Source organism: Leptospira hartskeerlii, from assembly GCF_002811475.1.
In the GTDB taxonomy this organism is placed as follows: Bacteria; Spirochaetota; Leptospiria; order Leptospirales; family Leptospiraceae; genus Leptospira_B; species Leptospira_B hartskeerlii.
Map to the genome: position 1 here is coordinate 335,517 of NZ_NPDL01000003.1, position 23,089 is coordinate 358,605.

16 protein-coding genes are annotated in these 23,089 nt (G+C 40.9%); 7 read left to right on the top strand and 9 right to left on the bottom strand.

The window, feature by feature from the left end:
* Positions 1 to 2: 2 nt before the first annotated feature.
* The gene (locus CH352_RS07025; protein WP_100706105.1) at positions 3 to 1,874 is read right to left on the bottom strand and encodes a PAS domain S-box protein; all 1,872 of its coding nucleotides are present in this window, start codon (positions 1,872 to 1,874) and stop codon (positions 3 to 5) included.
* Between the two features lie 124 nt (positions 1,875 to 1,998).
* Positions 1,999 to 2,454 (bottom strand): peptidylprolyl isomerase, encoded by a 456-nt coding sequence (locus CH352_RS07030; RefSeq protein WP_100706106.1) that lies wholly within the window; start codon positions 2,452 to 2,454, stop codon positions 1,999 to 2,001.
* Positions 2,455 to 2,670: 216 nt separating this feature from the next.
* On the opposite strand from CH352_RS07030, the gene CH352_RS07035 reads away from it, so the two are divergent.
* From CH352_RS07035 to CH352_RS07050, 4 genes are read left to right on the top strand one after another with little or no spacing between them, the layout of a single operon-like run.
* Entirely contained in the window at positions 2,671 to 5,328 is a 2,658-nt protein-coding gene (locus CH352_RS07035; RefSeq protein WP_100706107.1) for an adenylate/guanylate cyclase domain-containing protein, read from the top strand.
* Positions 5,312 to 7,426 carry a FecR family protein gene (locus tag CH352_RS07040; RefSeq protein ID WP_100706108.1) on the top strand — a complete coding sequence of 705 codons (2,115 nt, stop codon included), beginning with the start codon at positions 5,312 to 5,314 and terminating at the stop codon, positions 7,424 to 7,426. The genes CH352_RS07035 and CH352_RS07040 overlap by 17 nt, the downstream gene beginning before the upstream one ends.
* Positions 7,416 to 8,606: an LIC11435 family protein gene (locus CH352_RS07045; RefSeq protein ID WP_100706109.1), complete on the top strand. Its 1,191-nt coding sequence runs from the start codon at positions 7,416 to 7,418 to the stop codon at positions 8,604 to 8,606. The genes CH352_RS07040 and CH352_RS07045 overlap by 11 nt, the downstream gene beginning before the upstream one ends.
* Positions 8,600 to 11,095, top strand: a complete 2,496-nt coding sequence (locus CH352_RS07050; RefSeq protein WP_100706110.1) for a hypothetical protein — start codon at positions 8,600 to 8,602, stop codon at positions 11,093 to 11,095. The genes CH352_RS07045 and CH352_RS07050 overlap by 7 nt, the downstream gene beginning before the upstream one ends.
* A 45-nt stretch (positions 11,096 to 11,140) precedes the next feature.
* Here CH352_RS07050 and CH352_RS07055 read toward each other — a convergent pair whose 3' ends face one another.
* The 6 genes from CH352_RS07055 to CH352_RS07080 form a co-directional block, all read right to left on the bottom strand.
* A complete protein-coding gene (locus tag CH352_RS07055) occupies positions 11,141 to 11,818 on the bottom strand; it encodes a hypothetical protein (protein ID WP_100706111.1) in 678 nt (225 codons plus the stop codon).
* Between the two features lie 191 nt (positions 11,819 to 12,009).
* On the bottom strand, positions 12,010 to 13,872 hold the full coding sequence (locus tag CH352_RS07060) for an ABC-F family ATP-binding cassette domain-containing protein (protein ID WP_100706112.1): 1,863 nt from the start codon (positions 13,870 to 13,872) through the stop codon (positions 12,010 to 12,012).
* 36 nt (positions 13,873 to 13,908) lie between these two features.
* Entirely contained in the window at positions 13,909 to 16,140 is a 2,232-nt protein-coding gene (locus tag CH352_RS07065) for a PAS domain-containing sensor histidine kinase (protein WP_100706256.1), read from the bottom strand.
* 45 nt (positions 16,141 to 16,185) lie between these two features.
* The gene (locus CH352_RS07070) at positions 16,186 to 17,097 is read right to left on the bottom strand and encodes an alpha/beta fold hydrolase (RefSeq protein WP_100706113.1); all 912 of its coding nucleotides are present in this window, start codon (positions 17,095 to 17,097) and stop codon (positions 16,186 to 16,188) included.
* A gap of 7 nt (positions 17,098 to 17,104) precedes the next feature.
* A complete protein-coding gene (locus CH352_RS07075) occupies positions 17,105 to 17,578 on the bottom strand; it encodes a cyclic nucleotide-binding domain-containing protein (protein ID WP_100706114.1) in 474 nt (157 codons plus the stop codon).
* 49 nt (positions 17,579 to 17,627) lie between these two features.
* Positions 17,628 to 19,292 (bottom strand): sensor histidine kinase, encoded by a 1,665-nt coding sequence (locus CH352_RS07080; protein WP_100706115.1) that lies wholly within the window; start codon positions 19,290 to 19,292, stop codon positions 17,628 to 17,630.
* A gap of 175 nt (positions 19,293 to 19,467) precedes the next feature.
* On the opposite strand from CH352_RS07080, the gene CH352_RS07085 reads away from it, so the two are divergent.
* Genes CH352_RS07085 through CH352_RS07095 form a run of 3 tightly spaced genes read left to right on the top strand, consistent with a single transcriptional unit; the run spans position 19,468 to position 21,986 of the window.
* Entirely contained in the window at positions 19,468 to 20,697 is a 1,230-nt protein-coding gene (locus CH352_RS07085; RefSeq protein ID WP_100706116.1) for a DUF445 domain-containing protein, read from the top strand.
* Position 20,698: 1 nt separating this feature from the next.
* Entirely contained in the window at positions 20,699 to 20,998 is a 300-nt protein-coding gene (locus CH352_RS07090) for a hypothetical protein (RefSeq protein WP_100706117.1), read from the top strand.
* A 10-nt stretch (positions 20,999 to 21,008) separates the two neighbouring features.
* Positions 21,009 to 21,986, top strand: coding sequence for an alpha/beta fold hydrolase (locus tag CH352_RS07095; protein ID WP_100706118.1), 978 nt, complete (start codon positions 21,009 to 21,011; stop codon positions 21,984 to 21,986).
* Here the strand turns inward: CH352_RS07095 and pgsW are convergent.
* Positions 21,983 to 23,086, bottom strand: coding sequence for a poly-gamma-glutamate system protein (gene pgsW, locus CH352_RS07100; protein ID WP_243396257.1), 1,104 nt, complete (start codon positions 23,084 to 23,086; stop codon positions 21,983 to 21,985). The genes CH352_RS07095 and pgsW overlap by 4 nt on opposite strands.
* Positions 23,087 to 23,089 lie beyond the last annotated feature (3 nt).

Sequence of the window (23,089 nt, forward strand, 5' to 3'; positions counted from 1 at the left end):
GATCAAACCTCAGGCAAAGAGAAAAAGAACTCGGACCCTTTTCCAACGAAAGACTGGACCCAAATTTTTCCCCCATGATTTTCCACGATCTTTTTGCAGATAGACAATCCTATCCCGGTTCCGGGATATTCGGTCCTATTATGCAATTTTTGGAATATTATAAAAATACGATCAAAATATTTAGGATCCATTCCTATTCCGTTATCGGAGACTGAAAATACATTCGCTCCAGGAACTTGTTTTACTTTTATATGGATCTCCGGACTTCTGTTTGGAGAACGAAATTTAATCCCGTTTGAGATTAGATTACTGAATAAACGTCTTATTTGATCCTCGTCCACATACACTTCCGGAAAAGGCCCTTCAAAAACTAGATTCGCCTTGGTTTCCTGTATTACGGAAGAAAGGTCTTTTTTGACTTCAGCCAGGATCTGGTTCGAATCTCCTTTGGACTTTTTAACGAAATCGGAACCCACTCTGGAATAACTTAAGAGGCTTTCGATCAGTCCCTGCTGCCTTTTAGCCGCTTCCACAGATACTTGGATAAATTCCCTCATCTCGGGTTTAATCTCTTCCGAAAATTTTCTCTCTAATAATTGCAGATAACTTGCGATCGTTCTAAGAGGTTCTTGTAGGTCGTGGGATGCGATATAGGCGAATTGTTCCAATTCTCGATTCGTTTTTGCTAAACCTTGCAGAGCTTCTTCCAGGGATTTTCTTGCCTCTATTTTTTCGGAGATGTCCCGATTGACCATTATGAGTCCTGGTACAAGATAACCTTCTGCATTAATTTTTTTGAAATTACTTTCGATTGTGATCTTTTTGCCGGATTTTAAAGTGTGGATCAATTCCCTTTTGGACGAGCCTAAAGTATTCCAATCCTCCATAGCCTCCTTATAATTCTCATCTGAGATCCAATCCTCTTGGAAAAGAGAAGTATAATGTTTTCCTAAACATTCTACTTCATTCACCTCGTACATTCTAGCTGCAGAGGCGTTGTAATACGTAATGTTCATGTCTCCGTCCAAAGCGATTATCGCGTCGTTGACCTGAGAAATGACTTCCATATTAAAACGATTTTCTCTACTCAATTTTACCCGTTCGGAAACGTCCATTGCGGAAACAAGTACGGACTCCGTGTCTTGGAATTGAATGGGCGAAGAAACTATATCCAAATAAACGATACTCCCGTCCTTTTTCAAATGTCTCATTTCTTGGAAAAAATTTGACCCCACCTTGAGGCCCTTGATCTTTTCCTTCATAAATTCTCTATCTTCAGGAAGTCTGAGCTCTTCTGCGCTTTTCCCTATAAATTCCTTTTCGGAATATCCGTAAGCTTCTACCGCAGCTTGGTTCACAGCAGATATCGCAAGAGAAGATCTTTCAAAGACGAACATGATCTGAGGGTTATTCCGGAATAAGTTCCGATACTTTTCCTCATTCTTACGGATCCTATCCTCGTATTCTTTACGATCGCTTATGTCTAAGGAAACACCTACAAGTCCTACGATCTTTCCATCCTCTCCCATTGCAGGAGAGATCCTGATTGCAAAATGCCTTCCTAAAAAAACCGTTTCTGCACTGATCTCTTTTCCTGAAAGTACAAGCTTTAATGCATCTGTTTGTTCCAGACTACGGACGGTTCCATCCTCTTCTCTAAGTTCAGCGTTCCATTGATGTTCTACAAAGTTAGTTCCTATGAATGCACTTGAGTCCAGGCCAAGCATGTCTAACGCTTTGCCCGAAGCAAAATTCATAAGCCCCGTTTCGTCGGCAGAAAATAGTACGATGGGAGAATTGGAGAGGATATAATTTAGTAAGGATTCGGAATTTCCCGAGCTTGAATCTGAAAAAATAGGAGAAGGAGAACCCATAAATAGATCCGCCCGGAATAGAAATTCCGGGCAGGGGTCTCTAATTATGGCGAAATATAGATATTTTCAAGCATATTTCGTATTTTTGTGAAGTTTGTGGAATTAATATCCCACAAGGGACACATTAAATAATTTCTATCTTCTCGATTACCACTGGCTGGAGAGGGCGATCCCCTGGAGCCGTAGGAGTTTCGGAGATATTTTGGACGATATCTTCTCCCTCACTTACATGTCCAAAAACCGCATGACGATTATCTAGATACAGGTTGTCTCTAACATTGATAAAAAACTGAGAGCCACCAGTGTTCGGTCCGGCATTCGCCATAGAGATAGTAAATTTCTTATTTTTAAGTTCCGGATGAAATTCGTCTTGGATCTTATACCCTGGTCCACCAGTCCCGGTTCCTTGTGGGCAACCACCTTGGATCATAAAATTTGCAATGATTCTGTGAAAGATTAGGCCATTATAAAAGCCTTTTTGGGCCAGTTGGATGAAATTCCCGGCAGTGATCGGAGCCTTCTCATCTTCTAATAAAACGGAGAAGGTACCTTGGTTGGTGGTAAACTTAGCAGTCGCCATAAATATCCTCAAAACCAGATTCTAACCGGTGTCTGTGTAATCAACTAAATAGGTATATCCTTAGTGGGAGAGAACCCATTCTACTTGTTTTCAATATAGAATGCGGTTGTTCCGATAATTTAACAGAGGATTTCCAGAATCTACTTTCCGCTAGACGGATCGATTTTTTAGCTTTCTAAAAGAGAATTTTTATTCCGGAACTTCCTTAGGAACAAAATGCCATCATCTACAAAATATATTCCCTTCGGACCAAACGGTGCAGTCGCCTTCTGGAGTCGCGCAAAGGATAAGGTCCAAAACCAGGACGAGCTAAGGGCCTGGGCGGATCTAGGGATCAAAACTGTAGTCTGCGTATTCTCAGAAAAAGGTTCTTCTTTAGTAACCGACTTAGAAGAAGTTTTACATGCGGGAGAATGGAAACTATTCGCATTAGAAATTCCTCCTGGACCCGAGACGAACGAATCCGTATTCTACTCCGCTTGGAAATTAATTTCAGCAGCAGCAAAATCTAATATTCTATTTTTAATTCCGGAAGAATTGGAAGAAAGATGGGAAGTAATACTTTCCAAAATGGTAATTTCTTCTTACCCACATATCGCCACAGGTGAGTTAGGTGCTTGGTTCCCTTCCCTCCAAGGACAAGCCGAGATTGAATTCTTAGGAGAATTTAAGACATACGCTTCTCGCAAAAAAGCTCCGAAAGAAATCCCAGATTCAACGAGAGGGGAATTTTCACTTTTTCTAAAGGAACTTCCTTTGGCAGTTTCCGGAATTGAACTAGGAGTTTTCAAAAACGGTCATAAAGATCCTAACGGAAAGAAGAAGGTCCCGCAATTCCAAGAGGCAGAGAGTTTCCGCACCTTGGAAAGTAAACCGGTCATCTCTTTTGACACTGTCTTCTCCGGAGAAAAACAAGAATCCGAAACTTCTGCACCTATTGCACAAGAACCTAAAGCTCCAGTAGCATCAGAAAAGAAGAATATTCCAAAAAAAGAAACTACTCCAAATCCTGCTGCTGATGTTGGGGATTTAGCGACCACAGCAAAATTCCCTCTTCAATTAAAACTGATGGCTGTGATCTCTCTTCTGCTCACCGTTACTGTTTCCACTGTCATTTTATACGCGTCCAGCGAGTTCAAAAAGAATTACGAAGTAAGAGTATTAGAAACTAACTTCTCTTTGGTGAATATTTTAGGGATTAAAGTAAAATCGGACCTAAAAGACATTCGTGACAAAGGTAAAACTCTAACGGAAAAACTTTTGGACCCGAAAGGTCCAGGTGCTTACGCGGATCTATTCTTTAGGAATGAACCTGATTTTCTTTTAGCAGGAATTTACTCTGCAGAAGGAGATAAACTCAAAAAAAGAACTGTCCTCTACAACGATTCTTACTTGGAAGGAATTTCCTCCAATAGAGATGAATTGGACGCAGCAGTTTCTCAAAAAGAAACTTCATTTCTCAAAACGGTTCAGTCCGGTGGAAGAATAGACAACCTCACTCCTAATTTTAAAGAACCTACTTTTTCTATTTCCGTTTACGATTCTCAGAGTAAATCTATTTTACTTTATATTATCCGAGCAGAAAGACTTCTATCCGTATTCCAAAAACAAGATATTAACGTTCCATTCTTGATCAACGGAGATGGAGATCTGATCGCTCATCATGATCTTCAGCTTCTGGCATCCCAAACGAATTGGGCGGACCTACCAATTTTTGAAACGATGCTTTCTTCCGTAAGAGAGGATAGCCAACAAACCAGGTATGAAGATTCTACTAAGACCAGATATTACGGTTCTTACCAAAAATTAGGTTTTGGCGGATCCGGAGTGATTGTCGCAGTTCCGGAAGAAAAAGTTTTTGAGATGGTGTATCGTATCCAGACCAAAAACCTTCTCATCATGGCGATCGCACTTTGTATCGCACTTATCATCGTATTCTTCTTAGCAAGAACCATCACCATTCCGGTATTAAAACTTCTGACCGCAACAGTAGAGATCGCGAAAGGAAATTTCAGAATTGGGATCAAGTCCACTACAAAGGACGAGATCGGCGTTTTGACTGATTATTTCGTGAGTATGGGTAAAGGTTTAGAAGAAAGAGAGAAAGTAAAAGACGCACTTGGCCGTTTCGTAAACAAAGAGATTGCCGAAATGGTGCTAAACAAGGAGCTAACTCTTGGCGGAGAAAGAAAGATGTGCGCAATCTTCTTCTCAGACATTCGCTCCTTCACTGCTATATCAGAAAAACTGCAACCGGAAGAAGTGGTAGAATTCTTAAACGAGTACATGACGGAGATGGTTCGTTGCGTGAACGATACTCATGGTATCGTGGATAAATTTATCGGAGACGCGATCATGGCGACTTGGGGAGCGGTCCGCACCTCGGAACAAGACGCGGAAAACGCAGTGAACGGCGCACTCTTAATGAGAGCCGCTTTAATTAAGTTCAACGAAGGAAGAGGCGGAGATAAAAAGCCGGTTATCCGTATCGGTTGCGGTCTGAATTTCGGACCGGTGATCGCAGGTCAGATCGGTTCCGAAGAAAGATTGGAATATACAGTGATCGGGGACGCAGTGAACCTCGCCTCTCGAGTGGAAGCGTTGAACAAACCTTTCGGCACGGATATTCTGATCACACAAGATCTACTCAATCATGTAAAAGATATTTTTGCGGTCGAAAAAATGCAATCTATCAAGGTGAAGGGAAAAGAAGAACCCCAAACCATTTACGCGGTTCTCGGAAGAAAAGACGATATGGATCGTCCGAGAGACCTAAACGATTTGAGAAGAAGACTCGGAATAGAATACGAATCCAAGAAAAAAGCAAAAACAGGAGATGAGGAAGAGGAATTAAAGTATGAAATACTTGAATGACGGCCGTGTAGTCGTCACCGCTTTAGTTCTACTCCTGTTCTTTTTTTCGGGGCTTTTATATTTATATGCCAACGCAGGCCCTAAAACAGGAACTAATAAAGTTGTAGGCCAACTTAAAACAAAACAACTTAAAATATTAAGAAAACTTGATTCAGAAGTAATCTGGGAAGAGTTGGACGAGTCTGACCCCATCAGATACAGGGATACAATTCGTACGGAAGAAGGTTCCGAAGCAGTATTACTTTTTACTGATGGAGAAAATTCCGCAGAGATCAGAATGGACGAGAGAAGTATGATCCTCGTGGAAGATACGGACAAGATCAGCTTCGTGTCAGGTTCCCTTTCCGCAACCGGTGGAGGATCAGGCAATTTACAGATCAGCTCGGGAGACACTAAGATCTCTCTCGGAAATTCAGATCTGAAAATTTCCAAAGACGAGAACAAAGGCCTAAACCTGGAAGTAAAACAGGGAGAAGCTAAAGTAGTTTCTTCTTCCGGCGAGAACACTGTAGGTAAAAATCAATCTGCGGATCTAAAAGACGGAAAAGTAGAAGTACATACATTAAATCTGGAAACTGTTTCTCCTCCAGACAAAACGTATTTTCCTTTAGCAGGAGAAACCCTTCCTGTTAGATTCGAATGGAAAAATTCCCCAAGCGTTAAAACATTCAGATTGGAAGTTGCCAAAGATTCTGGATTCAGAACAGGTTTAAAAAAATTGAATGCAGGTGGAACAAATACTTCCATCGCTCTTCCTAATGGTTCCTACTATTGGAGACTTGCGGGAAAAAATCCTCAGTCCGGAAAAGAAGAATTCAGTTCCTCTAAAAACTTTAGAATCCTTTCTTGGAATAAACCAAGACTAGTCTCCCCTACCAATAAGGAAATCTTCTCTTACACTGAAACTGCACCGCCCGTACGTTTCCAATGGAATACATTCGATTCTCAAACAAAGTATAAACTGGAAGTTTCTTCAGACGCAAACTTTAAACAAATCGCATATACAGGGGATTCCTCCGCAGGTTTCTTAAAATGGGAACCTAAAGCGGAAGGTCAATTTTTCGCTCGTGTCAAAATGAATTCCGACAAACAGGGATTTAACGAACTGAGTTCGGATCCGATTTCTTTCGTTTTACGCAAGTCGGAACAGGCAGAACCTCCTAAACTTCTGAAACCTTTGCAGGGAGAAGAGATCGGAATTCGTATCTTTAAGGCAGGATCCTTCTTCAGTTGGAGTTCCAACAAGGAATTCAAATCTTATTCCCTGGATATTGCTGTTGATTCCGATTTCAAAAATATTCTTTTCTCCAAATCGACTAACTCCAATTTTATGAAACCGGATTTAGATTGGAAAGAAGGCGCATACTTTTGGAGAATTAAAGCAAGTTCTAACTCTGAAGAGGTCATCTCCTCTGCGGTTGGTAAGTTTATATTAAAACCTCCGGGCTCTATCCGACTTTCCTTCCCTAAAGATGGATCCGAGTTAGGTCATCCAGTGGACGGCAAATTACAATTCAGATGGGACAGACCGGACCCGAGCGGAACTTATAAATTAGAAGTTTCTAAAGATCCTAATTTTGCTTCTAAAATATTCGAAACTTCTGTTCGTTCGGGACAGAATTCTGTCCCACTTGCAGGTCCTGGGGACTATTATTGGAAAGTTAGTCTTCTTTCTCCGGATGGGGAGGTTCTGAGCACCAGTCCTTCTTCAGGATTTAAGACCTCGGACTCCGCTCCATTTGTCTCTCCTGTATATCCAAGGGATAGAGATAAGATAGACCTGGATGAGAAAGCAAGTTTGTCATTTTATTGGGAAATTGAAGGCAAATCTGAGGCGTACATTTTGGAGCTTTTAGAAGCGGACCAAAAAACCCTAAAAACAGTATTTAAAAAGGAAATTAAGGGAGAATCCTACGACTATCGAGAGTTGTATAGGTTAAGAGAAGGAAAATACCAGTGGAGACTGAGCGCAAAATACAGGGACAGCTCCGGGCAAGTCCGCACCACCCTTCCTTTGACCAGGGATTTCGAAGTAATCATGTCCGCTACTTTCAAGGCACCGGAGATTTTGACTCCTAAGGAATTTTATGTTGAATAAAAGATTCCAAAAATCTAATACGATTGCCGCTCTTTTAGTCGGACTCCTTTTATTCTCTTATCCCATTTTTGCAAAGGAAGAAGGTGTAAAATTGGAATGGAGACCCATTCCGGACGCAGGTGGTTACCAAGTAGAGATCAAAGATTCTCGCGGAAAGATCACAAAAGAAAAAACATCCACAACTCAAATCCAAATCGAATTACCTCCTGGAGCTTACGAACATAGGATCGGAGTATTGAATAAATACGGAAGAGTTTCAGTCTTCTCCGCTTGGATCCCATTCGAGGTCATTCTTTCTCAAAAACCGGAAGTGATCGCTGCCGAAAAAAGTAAGTTCTTAAGCAAGGACATGCCTGAAAGTTTCGAGATCAAGGGCAAACATTTCACAGAAGCTACAAAAGTAATATTAAAAGATTCTAAAGGAAACGAGATCCCTGTTAAATCGATAGATCTTAAAAATCCGGAGACTTTGGTAGTAACCATAGACAAGAAGAAGGCCCCGGAAGGCGCAGTTTCCCTACGCTTAGAAAATCCACGCAACAAGTCCGTAGAGAAGGAAAATTATTTCTTAGTAGCCGAAACAGAAGATGAATTAGCCGCTTTAGAATCCAAGTCCTCTTCTTCCGGATCATCTGGACCTTCTATCTTTGATTTTGGAGCTGCCGCAAGATCCGCCGTACTTCCTGGCTGGGGACAATACTACCAAAAGAAGTCCACATTTAGAACTGCAATCTTTCCTAGTTTGATCTTTGTCGCAGGTGGTTACGCTGCCGCAAAAGGAAGTTCCTATTTAAGTGCAACTCATGAATTGGATGCAGCGAGACAGAGTAATATTATGTACAACTCTGCATTCTTACAATCCGGGAACCCTGCACTATTTAACTTAGCATTATATAATTATACTCAGATATCTCCTAAATATTCTCATGCAGTGGGAGAATACAATCAATTAGGAGTGGCCTTAGGAGTATTAGGATTCTTTTATCTAATCAATGTGATCGACGCTGGATTTTTTCCGGGACCTAAACAAGTAAAGGTAGAAGGAACAGATACCCCTGTAACAGTTTCTCCGATCCTCAGAAATGCAAGAGAGTCTGACAGAGCCGCCGCTACTTATGCTTCCGGAAATTCGTATCTTCTGCAACAGAGAATGGAATTAGGAGTGGAATTCGCATGGTAACTCTCAAGAATTTTCTTCCTAAATTATATTCCCTTTTACTGATCGTATTCGCTTTGAATACGATGGGCTGTTATAGCCGTCCCAAAAAATCGGGTCTTTTAGATTATATGAATATCTCTAATATCGTTTCCTACTTAGGAGGAACTGCATCCGAGATCAACGTACAAGTAAATGGACTAACAAACTCCGGCATCTTGATCGTAGAGTTAGTTAGCACCGGGGAACAAATTACTTTCAATGCCGGGGCAGGAACATTGACGGACACTTTTTCGGGAGTTTACGACTATAATCAAACCTATACTCTAAACATATTTTCGCAACCTGCTACTTCTCCGACCCAAACTTGCATCATAAGTAATCCAAACCTGAATCTGAACTTTTATAATAAAACTTTCGTAGTGAATTGTGCAGAAAATTGGTATAAGGCTAACGTCAGTGTCACCGGAATTGACAGCACAAACACTACTAATTTACAAATTTATAATAATGGTACCGACCTAAAAACGAGGACCTCCAACGGAACAGTCAGTTTCGATGTGGGAGACGGCTTGGCTTACGATATTACTATAGGAACTGTTCCTACAGTTCCTTCTACCCACACCTGCCAGGTAGTTACTTCTCCCGCAAATGGAACTATTAGCGGGGCAGATGTAAATCTACAGATCAGTTGTTTGAGTCTGATGAAAACAAGTGTGGCGGCTGGCGGATTTATGCCTTCTACCAAGGCAATGACATTCACATTCTCCGGTCCTGTGACTGGATGTATATTGGATTCGACGGGCGGTGGTCCTCCTTATTCAGCAGGTACTGCCAACGGAAGTCCTGGAGTTACCTATATTGGAAATGGAGCAAGAATTGCACCAACCACTTTGCCTTGGTCTTTCGGAGCTCTTACATTCCCACAGCAAGTTAACTTTACTCTGACAGGATGCTCTGATGCCGTGGCTTCTGCAAATAACGGAGCTGCCCTTTCAGTAACCATTAAAATGATGGAAGGCGATGTTTATTTTGTAAGATATGCAGCTGGAGATGATAGCAATTCCTGTTTAGATCCGAGCGACGCCTGCTTGACCATTCAAGCGGCGGTAAATAAATGCTCCTCCTCCTTTATATGTAATATTTTCGTCGAAGGCGGCGTATTCTTAAGCGGCGATGGAATCTATAAGATCACATCTAGTGTTTCTCCTATTACTTTGACATCTTCAGGTGGAATACGTCTTTTGGGAAGTTTTGATTCCACATTCAACACTCAAAGTTTGGATGCTACTCCAAGTACGATTGTTGATGCAAGACCTAATTCCGGTGGAGGAAGTTGCGCTGGATCTGTAGGATTAGGAACAGATGAATGTGCTCCGATCACGATCACTGCTGCAGGTATGGGGAATGATCCAAATAAGGCTCATGTTGTCCAGGGATTTAGTATCGTTGCCGATATTACCAAAAAATTCGCCTTCGGAATTCGGATCGTAAATGGAAATTCCGACAGCTATTCTTATATTATTGGAAATTACATTTCCGGGGGAAATACATCGGGTAATTCCGCTACAGGAGGGGTCCGAGGAGGAATCTATCTCAATTCATCCAATTCCACGAATGTGATAGATACGAATGTAATTAAAGGTGGATACAATGTCGACGGTTCGTATGGAGTCGTTACTTTTAGTGCCAATGCCTATTTATATCGAAATAGGATCAGTGGAGATAAGACGAATCTTTCGACAGGAACGTCTGCTGCAGTCAACATTACTAGTTACAACGACCCGGTTATAGCTATTCTAAATAACACCATGAACTACCGTCAATATTCTGATAGCTCAGACGTTACTTCTTTCTTCTCTTACGGAATTAATAGTTATGAGAACACCGCGACCACGAAATATCATATCGCGGGAAATACTATTTATTCCAGCGGCGGAATTAATTCAAATACCGGAATTAATATGTATGGAGTTTCCACAAAAGCCCAAATGCTAAATAACTTGGTCCATATTCCAAGCGGATCCGCGAGTCCAACCTGTGCACATTTTACAAATACTCCGACTACGTCTTCCGTCTTCCAAGGGAACGACTTAGATTGTAGTACAGGCACAAAAGTAATTAGCTCTGGTACTTCTTTTAACGTCTATTGCACCTCTGGAGCTTTTAGTACCTCCGCTCTTTGTTCATTAACAACTACATTCTTGAATGACATTATTGTAAATACTAGAGGAGTTCAGAACTTTACTAATACTCCAATATTTGCCGCTTATCCAGCTCTCCAACCTTGGTTGGCTTTAGGGTTAGCAACCGGCTCAGGGGGATCTTGCAATATTGTTTATGGAGGCGTGAATACCTTTTCCTCCTTAGGTTCGTTTGATTCTGAATACTTATTAGATGCTACAATAGTCAGTCCGGTAACCAGAGTTGGTGGAGAATCTCAGACTCCGCCAGGCTCCTATGGATATTCTATCGGAGCCTTTGAAGTGGATGATACAAGCTGCGTGCCTTAATAAAGTTGTGATCTAACCGTAGAAACCGAAAAGAGCGACTCATAGCTATAATTTTGCCATACAGATTACAATTGCTTGGGAAACAGAGGTCACCGTGAAAGCCTGAAACACATTATTAGCTTCATAAAGTGGGGTGATCCCCAAAGAAGAAGAAATAATCGTGCTAGACCAAACAGGGGTGCCCCCGTCTGCAATGGAATTATTAGCCGATCCAAATGCTCCCAATGCGAAAGGTGTGCTAGCGGTTCGAAGTACATGCAATTGGATTGCATCAGGTAATATCCAGTCTGAATGACCTGCATATGTTAAATTGGAACATACTGTTGCACCTCCACTTTGGTCATAGCCTACGTCAGCACCGGTGAAAACTCCGCAATTCGGAGTACTATAGGTATGGGGTGAGCCGGTATTACCATCAATTACGCATAAGGTCCAGAGAAACTTGTTTGTCGCGTCGATAACTGTACCATTCTCATTATTTGTAAGACTAGGGGTGCTACAATTGTCTCCCCCTAATGCTGTAAGCAAACTAGTCTCGTCAACAAAATTGCCGTTAGCCGAAGCAAAGCTCACAGGATTCGCCACCGTCTGACCACAATGGAAAGAATTACCTCCTCCTCCTGCTAGTAACAACAGTAAACCGCTTAGATCTTGGCTGGGTCCACTGCCGCAATTGATTAAGGAAAGATAAGAGAATAAGAATAACACAGTCAGACGTTTCATAGGAGGAAGATGCTTCCTTTCATTTTTTAGTCAAGCATCGAGCGACACTAAGGAATAAAAATCATAGGATTAGGAATATACGACCGCGACAACTAATCACTTTGGCTTAGTTCGTTTAACACTGTTTAATAGGGCTAAAAATTTGAGTAAGTGTAAAGGATCAGCTGCCCATTGTTAGATTAGAGCAAATTCTATTCTTTAGAAGCTAGATCTTCCCATTCAGCAACCTTCCTCTGTAATTCTTCTTGTAGGTTACTCAGTCTTTCTCCTGATTTTCTGGCAAGTTCAGGATCGGTAGACTGTAAGTTCTGGACCAATTCCTTTTCCTCTGTTTCGAGCGAAAGGATCTCCTTTTCCAAGATCTCCAGTTTTCTTTTGTCCTGGTAACTTAGGCCCTTCTTCTTATTGTCCGTTTGCTTTTCAGGTTGTTTAGGAGTGTTTGTCTTGGTTTCTTTTTCTTCGTATTCTCTATATTCCAGATATTCCGAATAGTTGCCGGGGAATCTGTCTATCTTACCTTCTCCTTTGAACACGAATAGATAGTCAGTGACCCGATCCATGAAGTAACGATCGTGAGAAACTACAAGAACCACTCCGGGAAAATCGTCCAAGAATTCTTCGAGTACTGAAAGTGTAGGAATGTCCAAATCGTTGGTAGGTTCATCCAAAACCAAGAAGTTCGGATTTTTCATAAGAAGTAGAATGAGATAAAGTCTTTTCTTTTCCCCTCCGGACAATCTTTCGATCTTAGTCTGTTGCAATTGAGGAGGAAACAAAAATCTTTCCAAGAACTGGGAAGCAGTCCAAGAAGTTCCGTCGTTCATCTTAATCGTTGGCGCGATCTCTTCTTTTACATATTCCAATACTTTCTTAGGACCGGGGAGTTCTTTTCCCAACTGATCGAAATATCCAAAACTTGTATTTAGACCTGCGGCCACATCTCCTGAATCGGCCTTTTCTCTTCCTGTGATCAAATTCAGAAGTGTGGTCTTTCCCGCACCGTTAGGTCCTACAATTCCGATTCTTTCTTTAGCCTTGAATACATAGGAAAATCCTGAGATCAATTCTATCCTAGGATAGGATTTTTTAATATTCTTTAATTCTAATATTTTGCCACCGAGTCTTCTGCCGGAAACGGAAATATCCAGGACGATATCTTTGCCTGCCTTCTTTCTTTCCATTACTTCAATCGCACGATCGGTTCTAGCTTTTTGTTTTGTGCCCCTGGCTTTAGGCTGACGTTTCAACCATTCAAGTTCCGTTCTAAGAAAAGATTTTCGTTTTGCTTCTTCCTTTTCTTCGATAACCTGCATCTCTACTTTTTTTTCCAGATATAGATCATAATTTCCGGGATAAACTCTGAAGTTTCCTCTATCTATCTCTAAGATACGGTTTGCGATCTCTTCTAAAAAGTATCTATCGTGTGTGACAAGTAAGACCGCTTTGTCCGTACTTTTTAGGAAGTCCTGGAGCCAAAGGATTGCATCTATATCCAGGTGGTTGGTAGGTTCGTCTAATACCAAAAAATTGGATTCGTCTGTCAAGGCTTGTGCGAGGGAAACTTTTTTGGCCATTCCGCCCGAGAGTTCTCCCATTTTTCGGGAAAGATCGGGTATATTCAGTTCTCTTAATATATTTTTAAGTTTGGATTCCAGTTCCCATGCCTGTTTGGAATCCATTTCTTCCATTGCGAGATGATATTCTTTTTCGGCTTCTTCTCCGCCTTTTTCCAATTCAATGCACGCTTTTTCATATCTTCTGACTGTATCTAAAAGTATTCCTGAACCGGAAAGTATATGCTCTAATACGGTTTTGTTCGGATCGAATTCAGGGAATTGGGATAAGAATGAAATTTTGAGTTCTTTGTTGCGGACCACTTTGCCTGTGTCCGGTTCTTCTATTCCGAGCAAGATCCTAAGTAAGGTGGATTTTCCCGATCCGTTGATCCCGAGTAATCCTGTTTTTTCTCCCTCGTCTATCCCGAAGCTTAAGCCCTGGAAGAGTTGTTTTTCGCCGATAGATTTGCCGACCTTATCTACAGAGATTAGATTCATCGCTTCCAGCCTTTTTAAAAGCAGGTGAGAAGCAATTCATTTAGGGATTGGAAGTTCTATTTTGTATCTGGTTCCTATATCTACCGTTTCCAGCCCCCATTTTGCTTTTAGTTTATCCAATAACATTCCTACCAATTGTAATCCCAATCCTTCCGAATTTCTTACGTTTACGTTTTTAGGAAGTCCAACTCCATTGTCTCCGATGGAAATAGAAAGTCCGTTGTCTTTTTTGGAGATGGAAATGAAAATCTCTCCTTTTCGATCTCCAGGGAACGCGTATTTTAAGGAATTTGAAACTAGTTCGTTGAACACCAATGCAAGCGGGATCGCGAAATCCAAATTTAAACGTATATCTTGGGACTCTATAGAATAACCCACTTTTTTGTTTGCACCATACGACTGGACTAACGCTACGAGTAAATTGTTTAGATATTCCGTGAAATCAGCATCCGCAATCGTATCGTTTTGATAAAGTTCCTTATGGACAAGAGCCATGGATTGGATCCTTCTCTCACATTCTTTCAGAATAGAAACTAACTTTGGATCGTCGGTAAAATCTGTCTGTAAGCTCAAAAGACTGGAAACTACTTGAAGATTGTTTTTAACCCTATGATGGATCTCCTTCAACATCACTTCCTTCTCTTCCAAGGATTTTCTTAAAGTTTCTTCATATTGGTATCTATCAGTCACGTCACGAATGATCTGAGTGGCACCTATCATATTATGGCTTTCGTCTCGGATCGAACTATAATTGATCTCGAGCACTATGGAATCTTTGATGAGACCTGAAATTTTTCTCTCCATTTTGAAAACTTCTCCAGTCAGGGCTCTACTCCAATTTCGAATAATTCTTTCCTTTTCTTCCGGATTATCTATCGCAATATCCCAAATCGATTGGCCTACCGTGATCCTTTTACCATATAGTTTCCAAACCATAAGTTCGAACGCCGTATTGCAGGAGATGACTCTTAAATCCATATCCACTGCGCATATAGACTCTTTCACACCTTCGATGATTGCTTGGAGCCTATCGTTTGTTTGTAGGATCTTCTTTCTGAGTTCGCTTAATTCGAGTTCAGCTTTTTTTCTTTCAGTGATGTCTCGGACAATCACCTGCATTAATTTTTGACCCCTTTGTTCGAATGCAACTCCGGAAACTTCTACAGAGATCTCTGTTCCATCTTTTCGGATGAATTTTTCTTCGATCGGTTCCAAAGGTTCGGATTTGAGCATCGCTTTCAGAACTCTTTCTGCTACGACCTGTCTGGAATCAGGATGTATAAATTCTGCGATCGGTCTTCCTTCTACTTCCTCCATGGATTCATAACCGAGCATTTTAAGACCGGTTTGGTTGATATAGATTACTTTTCCGTCAGCATGTAAGCCGATTGCATCCGGAGAAACTTCTACTAATTTTCTATATTTCTCTTCGCTTGCAAGCAGAGCTGTTTCCCAAACGGTTCGCAGAGTCACGTCTTTTAAGAATATTACGACTTCTTTAATCGTTCCCTCTTTAGATAAAGGGGCAAAGGATACTTCCAGTTCTGAATTAGGCTGGACAGGGAATAATTTTGAGAAATGCCATTTGACCTTGGCACCTGAAAATGCCTTGTTTAACTGTGCTTGAAAAATTTCTCTATGAGTTTCAGAGATCAAAGAAAGAATCTTAGAATCCGGAAGTAATTCTATCCCGAATTGTCTTCTGACCTCGGACCTTCCGGAAGAATTTACATATTGTATCTTCCCTGTTTGGTTTACACGAATAACCCATTCTTCTGTGCTATCCAAAAGGATATTTGTATAGGAAAGTTGGTCCTGTAGGATTATTTCACTTTTTCTTAATGGAGTTAGATCTTGAATGGAGCCATAGATCTGGGAGACTCTTTTTTGGACAGGATCCCAGATGGGATGAGCATGATCTCTCAACCAACGGATCTGTCCATCGGGACCATATACTCTATATTCGTCTGTTCGAGAAGATCCGGATAGTAATGATCTGACTCTTTGTCTGATCATATCCAGATCGTCTTGGTGAAAATATTTAGGATCTGCAGCCGCCCAAGGTTGATTCAGGTCTTCTGCACTGATCCCGCAGAATTTTAAAAATCCTTCGTTTGCCCAGCTTAATATTAGATTTCCGTTATCTAATACGTCTACTCGGTAAAGATAATCGTTAAATACTTCTGGCGCGAGAGCACGGATCTCTTTTTCTATTTTTTTTCGAAGATTCCGATTTTGAAACCATTTTAGAAGTTTGGCAAGAGCCATCGCAACTCCGAACAACTCCTAAAAAACCGAAGTTTTCCGGGAGCTTTACTTAGCTAAAAATTCTTTGTAAGTATTCGCTACTTCTTCGGGTCTTTCCAGCATAGGGACATGGCCCATATCTTTCAAGATCACCTTTTTAGATCCCGCAATCCCCTTTTCCAAGACCCCGGCTCCGGAGACACTCAATACTCTATCAGTATCTCCCCAAAGGATTAGGGTCCTTGCTTGGATCTTATTCATATTTTCCTGCAACGGATAACCTGTAGATCTGATCTGTTTGAATATATATTTATTAAATTCAGAATTTTTGACTGCTCTTTCCGCAAAATAAGAAGCTAAAAAGGAAGGAATTGGAGGTGGTGTTACGAAAATAAATTTCATTAATTCTTGAAATTCTTCTGCGTTAGTCGCAACTAAATTGTTTTTTCCTTTCTCCAAATTTTTAGAAAGCTCACTTTTTTCGGGACTATTCACGCCGGAAGGAGCAAATAATCCGAGAGACAATATTTTTCGCGGATAAGTAGCAGCATACACTCCGGAGATCGCTCCTCCCATGGAGTTACCTACGATATGAAATTTTTCCCAGCCCAACTTCGTAACGAACTCATCCAGTCGTTTTACTTGCTGAGCAATATTATAATCCTGATCTGGAATTCTGTCATTCTCCCCAAAACCGGGAAGATCCACTGCTACTACGGTATATGTAGGTGTAAGCCATTTGGAAAATCTAGTCCAATTATCCTTGTCCCCGCCGAATCCATGGACCATCAGGATTTTTTCGCTACCTTCTCCACCTTCTAAATACACCCAATTCCAAGGTTCTATCTTGGTTTGTTTCTTTTCGAGACCGGCTTTCCATCTTTCATAACCGATGCCAGTTTTGACGAGCGTCTCGGAGCAATAGGTCAGTCCGAATAAAATTAGAAAAAGGTAGATTGGGAAAAATTTGCGGTTCATAGTCAAGTCACGAATAACGTTTTTTTAATTCTCTTGCGTAAGCCAAGTCATGAGTCAAAAGTCTCATTCTTTTCACCAAGTAGGTGGTGATACCTTTATAAAATTTCAGAGCGAGTTCCTTATCGGAATCCAGAATATGTTGCAGATGTTCGAAAGGAATTTCTAAAAGTTCGCAACGTTCCATTGCTTCTACTGTCCCGGCTCTTTTTCCCTGATCCAAAAATGGGAATTCTCCGAAATGGTCTCCGGTTGCGATCGTAGTTACGTTTACATCGTTCCCTTTTTCGGTGGAGGTCAAAATTTTTAGGGTTCCGTACATTACCACATAGAACGCTTTTGCCTCGTTCCCTTCTTGGTAAACCGCGTCCCCTTGTTCAAGCACCTTGTATTTTGTCTTCTCCGCTATTTTAGCCAATTCATCCATAGAGAAGCTGGAAAATAAATAAATCTGGTGTAGGATTTCTTCTGTAGTGTGTTGCATGTGTTCCTTACCAAAGACCGAGTATTGAGCCTAGAAAAAAACCATCAAGCTACTTTCCTACATTCCGGTCCGGAATTCTAAGACGAAAAACAACTCCATTTTCCGAAGTAAATTCGGAGCTTGCCTTTAGCTGCCTAGACAAGATCTCAATAAGCTGGATGCCGATCGTCCCTGAGCCATTATGATTCTCTTTTCGGAAACCTACCCCGTTGTCAGAGTACGAGAAGATGATATTCTGTTCTTCTTTAAAGATACTGACTTGAATTTTTCCGGTACGGTCTTGCGGAAATGCATATTTTAAGGAGTTGGTGAGAAGTTCATTTAAGATCAACCCTAAAGGAATCGCTCTTTCTATACTCACTTCCAAGGGACGAACATTCAGTTGGAGTTGGATACGAGGAACACCCCCATAGGCTCGGATCAAATTAGAAGAAACTGTTGTGAAATAATTTTCTAGATCTACTGCAGCGAAATTTTCAGATCTATAGAGTTCCGCGTGAACGAATCCCATTGATTTGACTCTATTCTCACATTCTTGCAAGATCCTTTTTAGATTTGGGTCCTCCGTATTCTCGTATTGTAGGCCGAGAAGACTGGAAACAACTTGGAGATTATTTTTGACCCTATGGTGGATTTCTTGTAGCATCGCCTCCTTTTCTTTTAAAGATCTCTCCAAAGTCCTGGTCATACAATTTCTTTCGGTCACATCACGTACGATTCCCATGTAACGGGACTCATCTATACGAACTGCATTCACTTCAGCTTCTATGATCCTACCGGATCTACTTTTGAATTTTCTATTTAAGATTACGGGTTTACCGATTTCTAATACCGGAATTCTTTGCAAAGCATCCGCTAAACTATCTTTGTCGAGAATATCCTTTAAACTGAAAGTTTGGAGTTCTTCTTTTGTGTATTCCAGAAGTTCGCAAATCCTTTTGTTCACTTCTAAAATTTTGGTTTCAAAATTTGTAATGATGATCGAATCGGAAGCGCTCTCCACTAAGGAACGATATCTTCTTTCACTTTCTTCTAATAAAGAAATTGCCTTCACTCTTTCCGTAACATCGTATAGAATGGAGAATAGCACCCTTTTACCACCGAACTGTAAAGGTCCGCTATAAACTTCCATCTCGCGAATTTCTCCGCTTTTTAATTTATGTCTGAATCGGAAGTATTGTCTGGCCTCGAGAGCAGCTTGTTTCATCTCTTCGAAAATCTGTTCTTTCGTGAAGATATTAATATCGGTGATCTTCATTTGAAGGAGTTCTTCTTGGCTATATCCGTAAAACTGGATCGCTGCTTGGTTCGCGTATAAAATATCCCCTGAATCAGGATCTAAGATCCATTTAATCGCCTGGTTGGTCTCAAAAATTTGACGGAATGGTCTGTCGCTAGATAGGAATTCCTTCCAAAAAGAATTTTCTAGAAGAGAATCGGAGCCTTCTTCCATTGGATCCATTCTAATCCAAAATATTCCATGAGTAAGGGTCCAACTCGCGATGATCCCGATGTTCCCTGGAAATGAAAGAGGACTTTTTCCGGGCTGCCAAGAAAGGACTGTGCTGCCCTTCTCCCCTTGGATTTTCTCTGTTCCATCCAAAAAATAGGAAAGTGGATTTTGTCTCCAGGAATCCAAGGGAAGATTGGTCTCGATGATCAATCCGGAAGGGTCCAGAAGAATGCACCAGTATGGAAAGAAGGAAGATTTCATATTTTAAAACTGGAGAGAACTATTTCCGGAATTTATTGGACTCTGAAAAATCTTTTTTCAAAACCTTCGCTCCAGATCCAGAAAACTGACGGAAAAATAACTTGCAGTGCGCTGGGTCGAAAAGGACTTTGCAATAGAACCGAATTGTATAGCGCACGCTACAGGAATTGAAAATATGGATCTGTCCTTCTTCAGCCAAAACAAAGAATTGATCGGGGTCTTGATGATGCCCTTAACCTACGGGTTCGTAGGCTGGTTTACCAATGTGGTGGCCTTAAAAATGACATTCTACCCTCTGGAATTTGTGGGAATTCCTCCTTATTTAGGGTGGCAAGGGATTGTTCCGAAGAAGGCCCAGAAATTGGCCCTAAAATCGGTCAATATCATGACCGAAAGGCTGATCAAGGTGGAGGACTTTTTCTCCAAAGTGGACCCGGACCAATTAGAGACTGAGTTCCAACCTGTTCTGAATGATCTGATCCCTTCTGCAACTCATGAGATTGTTCATCATATCAATCCAATTCTCAGAAAACATTTAGAGAACGGACATGGAGAAGAGATCGTAAGAGCAGTCCAAGAAAAATGCGCTCATACAGTGAAGAATATCATAACCCAGGTGAAGGAGAATGTATCTTCCGTTTTCAATTTCAGATCCCTGGTATTACGTAAACTCACAGGTCCGAATGTAGAAAGGATCGTAAACATATTCGAAGAAGTCGGTTCTAAAGAATTCAAATTTATAGAACATTGCGGTTGGGCACTCGGAGGAGCGCTCGGTATCGCTCAGGCATTCCTATGGAATTATCTTCCTATCTGGTGGACACTTCCTATCCAAGGAATTATCGTAGGATATATCACAAACTGGGTTGCACTCACTATGATCTTTCGCCCTCTTTATGAAAAAAAAGTGGGCCCGATAAAATACAGAGGCTTATTCATAGCAAGACAGGAAGAAGTTTCTAAAAAATATTCGAACGTATTCGCTACACAAGTTCTCACAGCAAGAAACGTATTGGAAGAGATCTTATATAAGAGAGCTGCAAGAACTTTAGTAGAAACCATCCAAGCAGAAACTGAATCCGCTGCTACTCGATTAAACTTATCCGGACAACTAGATGCAGAGAATAAAGGAGAAGATTCAGATTTCGAGAACACCAAAAAAGAAGTCATCCGTAAAGTAAGCGATTCTTTAGCGGGAAGTTCTTTGAAACTCGAAACTTATATGGGAAGAGCGATGAGCATAGAGAATAATATGTTCAAACGTATGAAGGATCTCCCACCGGAAGAATTTGAACCTATCTTAAGATCGGCTTTCCAAGAAGATGAATATGTCCTTATCCTGATCGGTTCCGTTTTGGGAGCAATCGTAGGTCTTGTACAAGGCATCTACATGATCGCGGTGTAATATGGATCTGATCAAGGTAACAGAATCAGATCCTGAATCTTTCCTCCGGAAATTAACCAAAGCAATCTCCGGAGGAGAATTGGGTGCAGTCACAAAATTCGATCTGAAAGAAGACGATTTTTGCATCAAATTTTCAGGATTGGGTGAATCCAGGATCTGGTTTAAGTTACAAAGAGAAGGAGAAGGATTCTCGGCAGTCAAAAAAAGGGAAAAGATTGCTTTACTACATTTAGCATTCAGATCAGAAATGGAAAAAAATTTGGAGAATATTCTGATCCGACTAGGAGCAGAAGTTTCCTAAATATTACAGAATGTTACAATTCGGTTCGGATTCCAAAATAGCTACTCTACCTTCCGGAATCCGAATCTCCTATCGGATCTTTCCAGGCAAATCAAAAGTCCCTCTTTTCTGTGTTCACGGCTTGACAGGAAATCTAAAAAACTTCGAACCAATTGCACAAGGGCTCTCCAAAAAAGGGATCACAGTGATCGTATATGATCTACGAGGAAGAGGCAATTCGGATAAACCAAAAGAAGAATATTCCGCGAGAGTCCACGCACAAGATTTAAAAGAACTGTCTAGTATATTAGGATATTCTAAAATATCTATACTTTCCCATTCATTAGGTGCCTGGATCACTCTTAGATTTGCGGAGAAGTTCGCAAGTTTCCTGGAAAAGGCAGTATTGATAGACGGAGGTGGAGAACTTTCGATCAAACGTAAAATTTCAAATCTGCTGATGATCCAAGGCTCTTTAGCCCGTTTGGGCAGAAGGATCCCGAGTAAGGAAATATATCTGCAAGAGGCTAAAAAGTCCCCCCTTCTTTCGGCTTGGAATACGAATATTCAAAATTTCTTATTGTACGAGTTAGAATTAGTCGGAACACTTTCTACTTCTTTAATGCCTGGAGATACTTTTTATGGACCGGTGCTTTGTTCTATTCCCCCATTTGTAATCGATTCCGAACTAAAGAATATGGGTGGAGCAATGAAGCCTGCAGGAATTATTGCCAGGATCTTCAAAGATCCAAAAGAATTTTTCAAAACTCTAAAAGAAAATAAAGTCATGCCTTATTCCGCTTTGCATTGCCCGGTTCTCGTGATCCGCGCCCTGAAACCGAATTTCAAAGCGGGAGACGAACTTTTACCTTCTACCGCTATAGAGAAGATGAAAGAGAAGATCAAAAACCTGAAAGTTTATGAACTAACGGATAAGAATCATTATGAATCCGTGTTATTGGAAGATAAGGATAGAGATCAGGAAATATTCAAATTTTTGAGATCTTAAAGAGATTCGTCCCGATCTTCTTCTATAAAATGATCTCTTTTGAAAAATATATAAAGTAAAACTAGGATCCCCGCTAAAACTGCGGCAGCCAAACGAGGATCATATTCCGATCTTTTGAATATTTTACCCTCTCCAATTTCCGGAAGTTTTTTAGGTTGGATCGTAAATCCATTCTGGGTCGCAAGTTCTTCTACTCGCACCAAATGAATGATAGGAATTCCTAAATTTGCAAAGCGCCTCATGACCGAATCTCTTCCGTCATGGACAATTGGATGCTTTAGATTTAGACCAGGAGAAAATTCTCCAGAATTCTTCTTGGTTCCTACAGAAACAGTTCCGCCGCCCACATTGATATAAGCCTTATACTCTGAATACGGAATGACTGACGAATACAAACCTATTCTTTCTTCCAAGCTATCTGAGTAATTCTTAGAATGGAGCATCGGAAGTGAATTTTTGGAGGCGGAATTTTGTAGGTTCTTCGACGCTTCTTTCGACATCCCAAATGCCTGGTCCTCGATCCCTCCCCAACTGTAGCCCGAGGACTTATAAGGAAAAATCCCCTGAGTATAAAGAAATATCTCCATATCCGGCCATAAAAATTCAGGATCATTCGCTCCCCATTGAGAAGAAGTTAGACTGGAGATAATCACAAGTTTCAGTTCCAAAACTTTAGCAGCAGAATACACCGCAATATTTAAAGCAGGAAATGAACCAGAGAGAGAAACTGCGACTGCGTCTCCTTTTTTAACCCCAGCTTGGATGAGATACTCCAGAACCAAAGCACCAAAGTTCGGATTGATAGAACTTTGTTTTGCTTTAAGCGAGCCTAAATTACTCGTCACAGGTGTAAAAAATTCGCCGATTAATCCCGAGCCAGAAGGATCGGAATCCAGATCTATCTTTATATTTTTAGATTCTTTATAACGTTTGATCTCTTGAAACGCCTTAGCGGTAAGTTTTGCAGCCTCTATTTTTTCAGAATAGTATTCCTGCACTTTTTCATAACGAAAATATTCCACTAAGTACATTCCAAAAATAGAAACTACTGCCAAGGCTAAATAATACAGAACGGATTTGTTGGAAGATTTCCAATACATTCC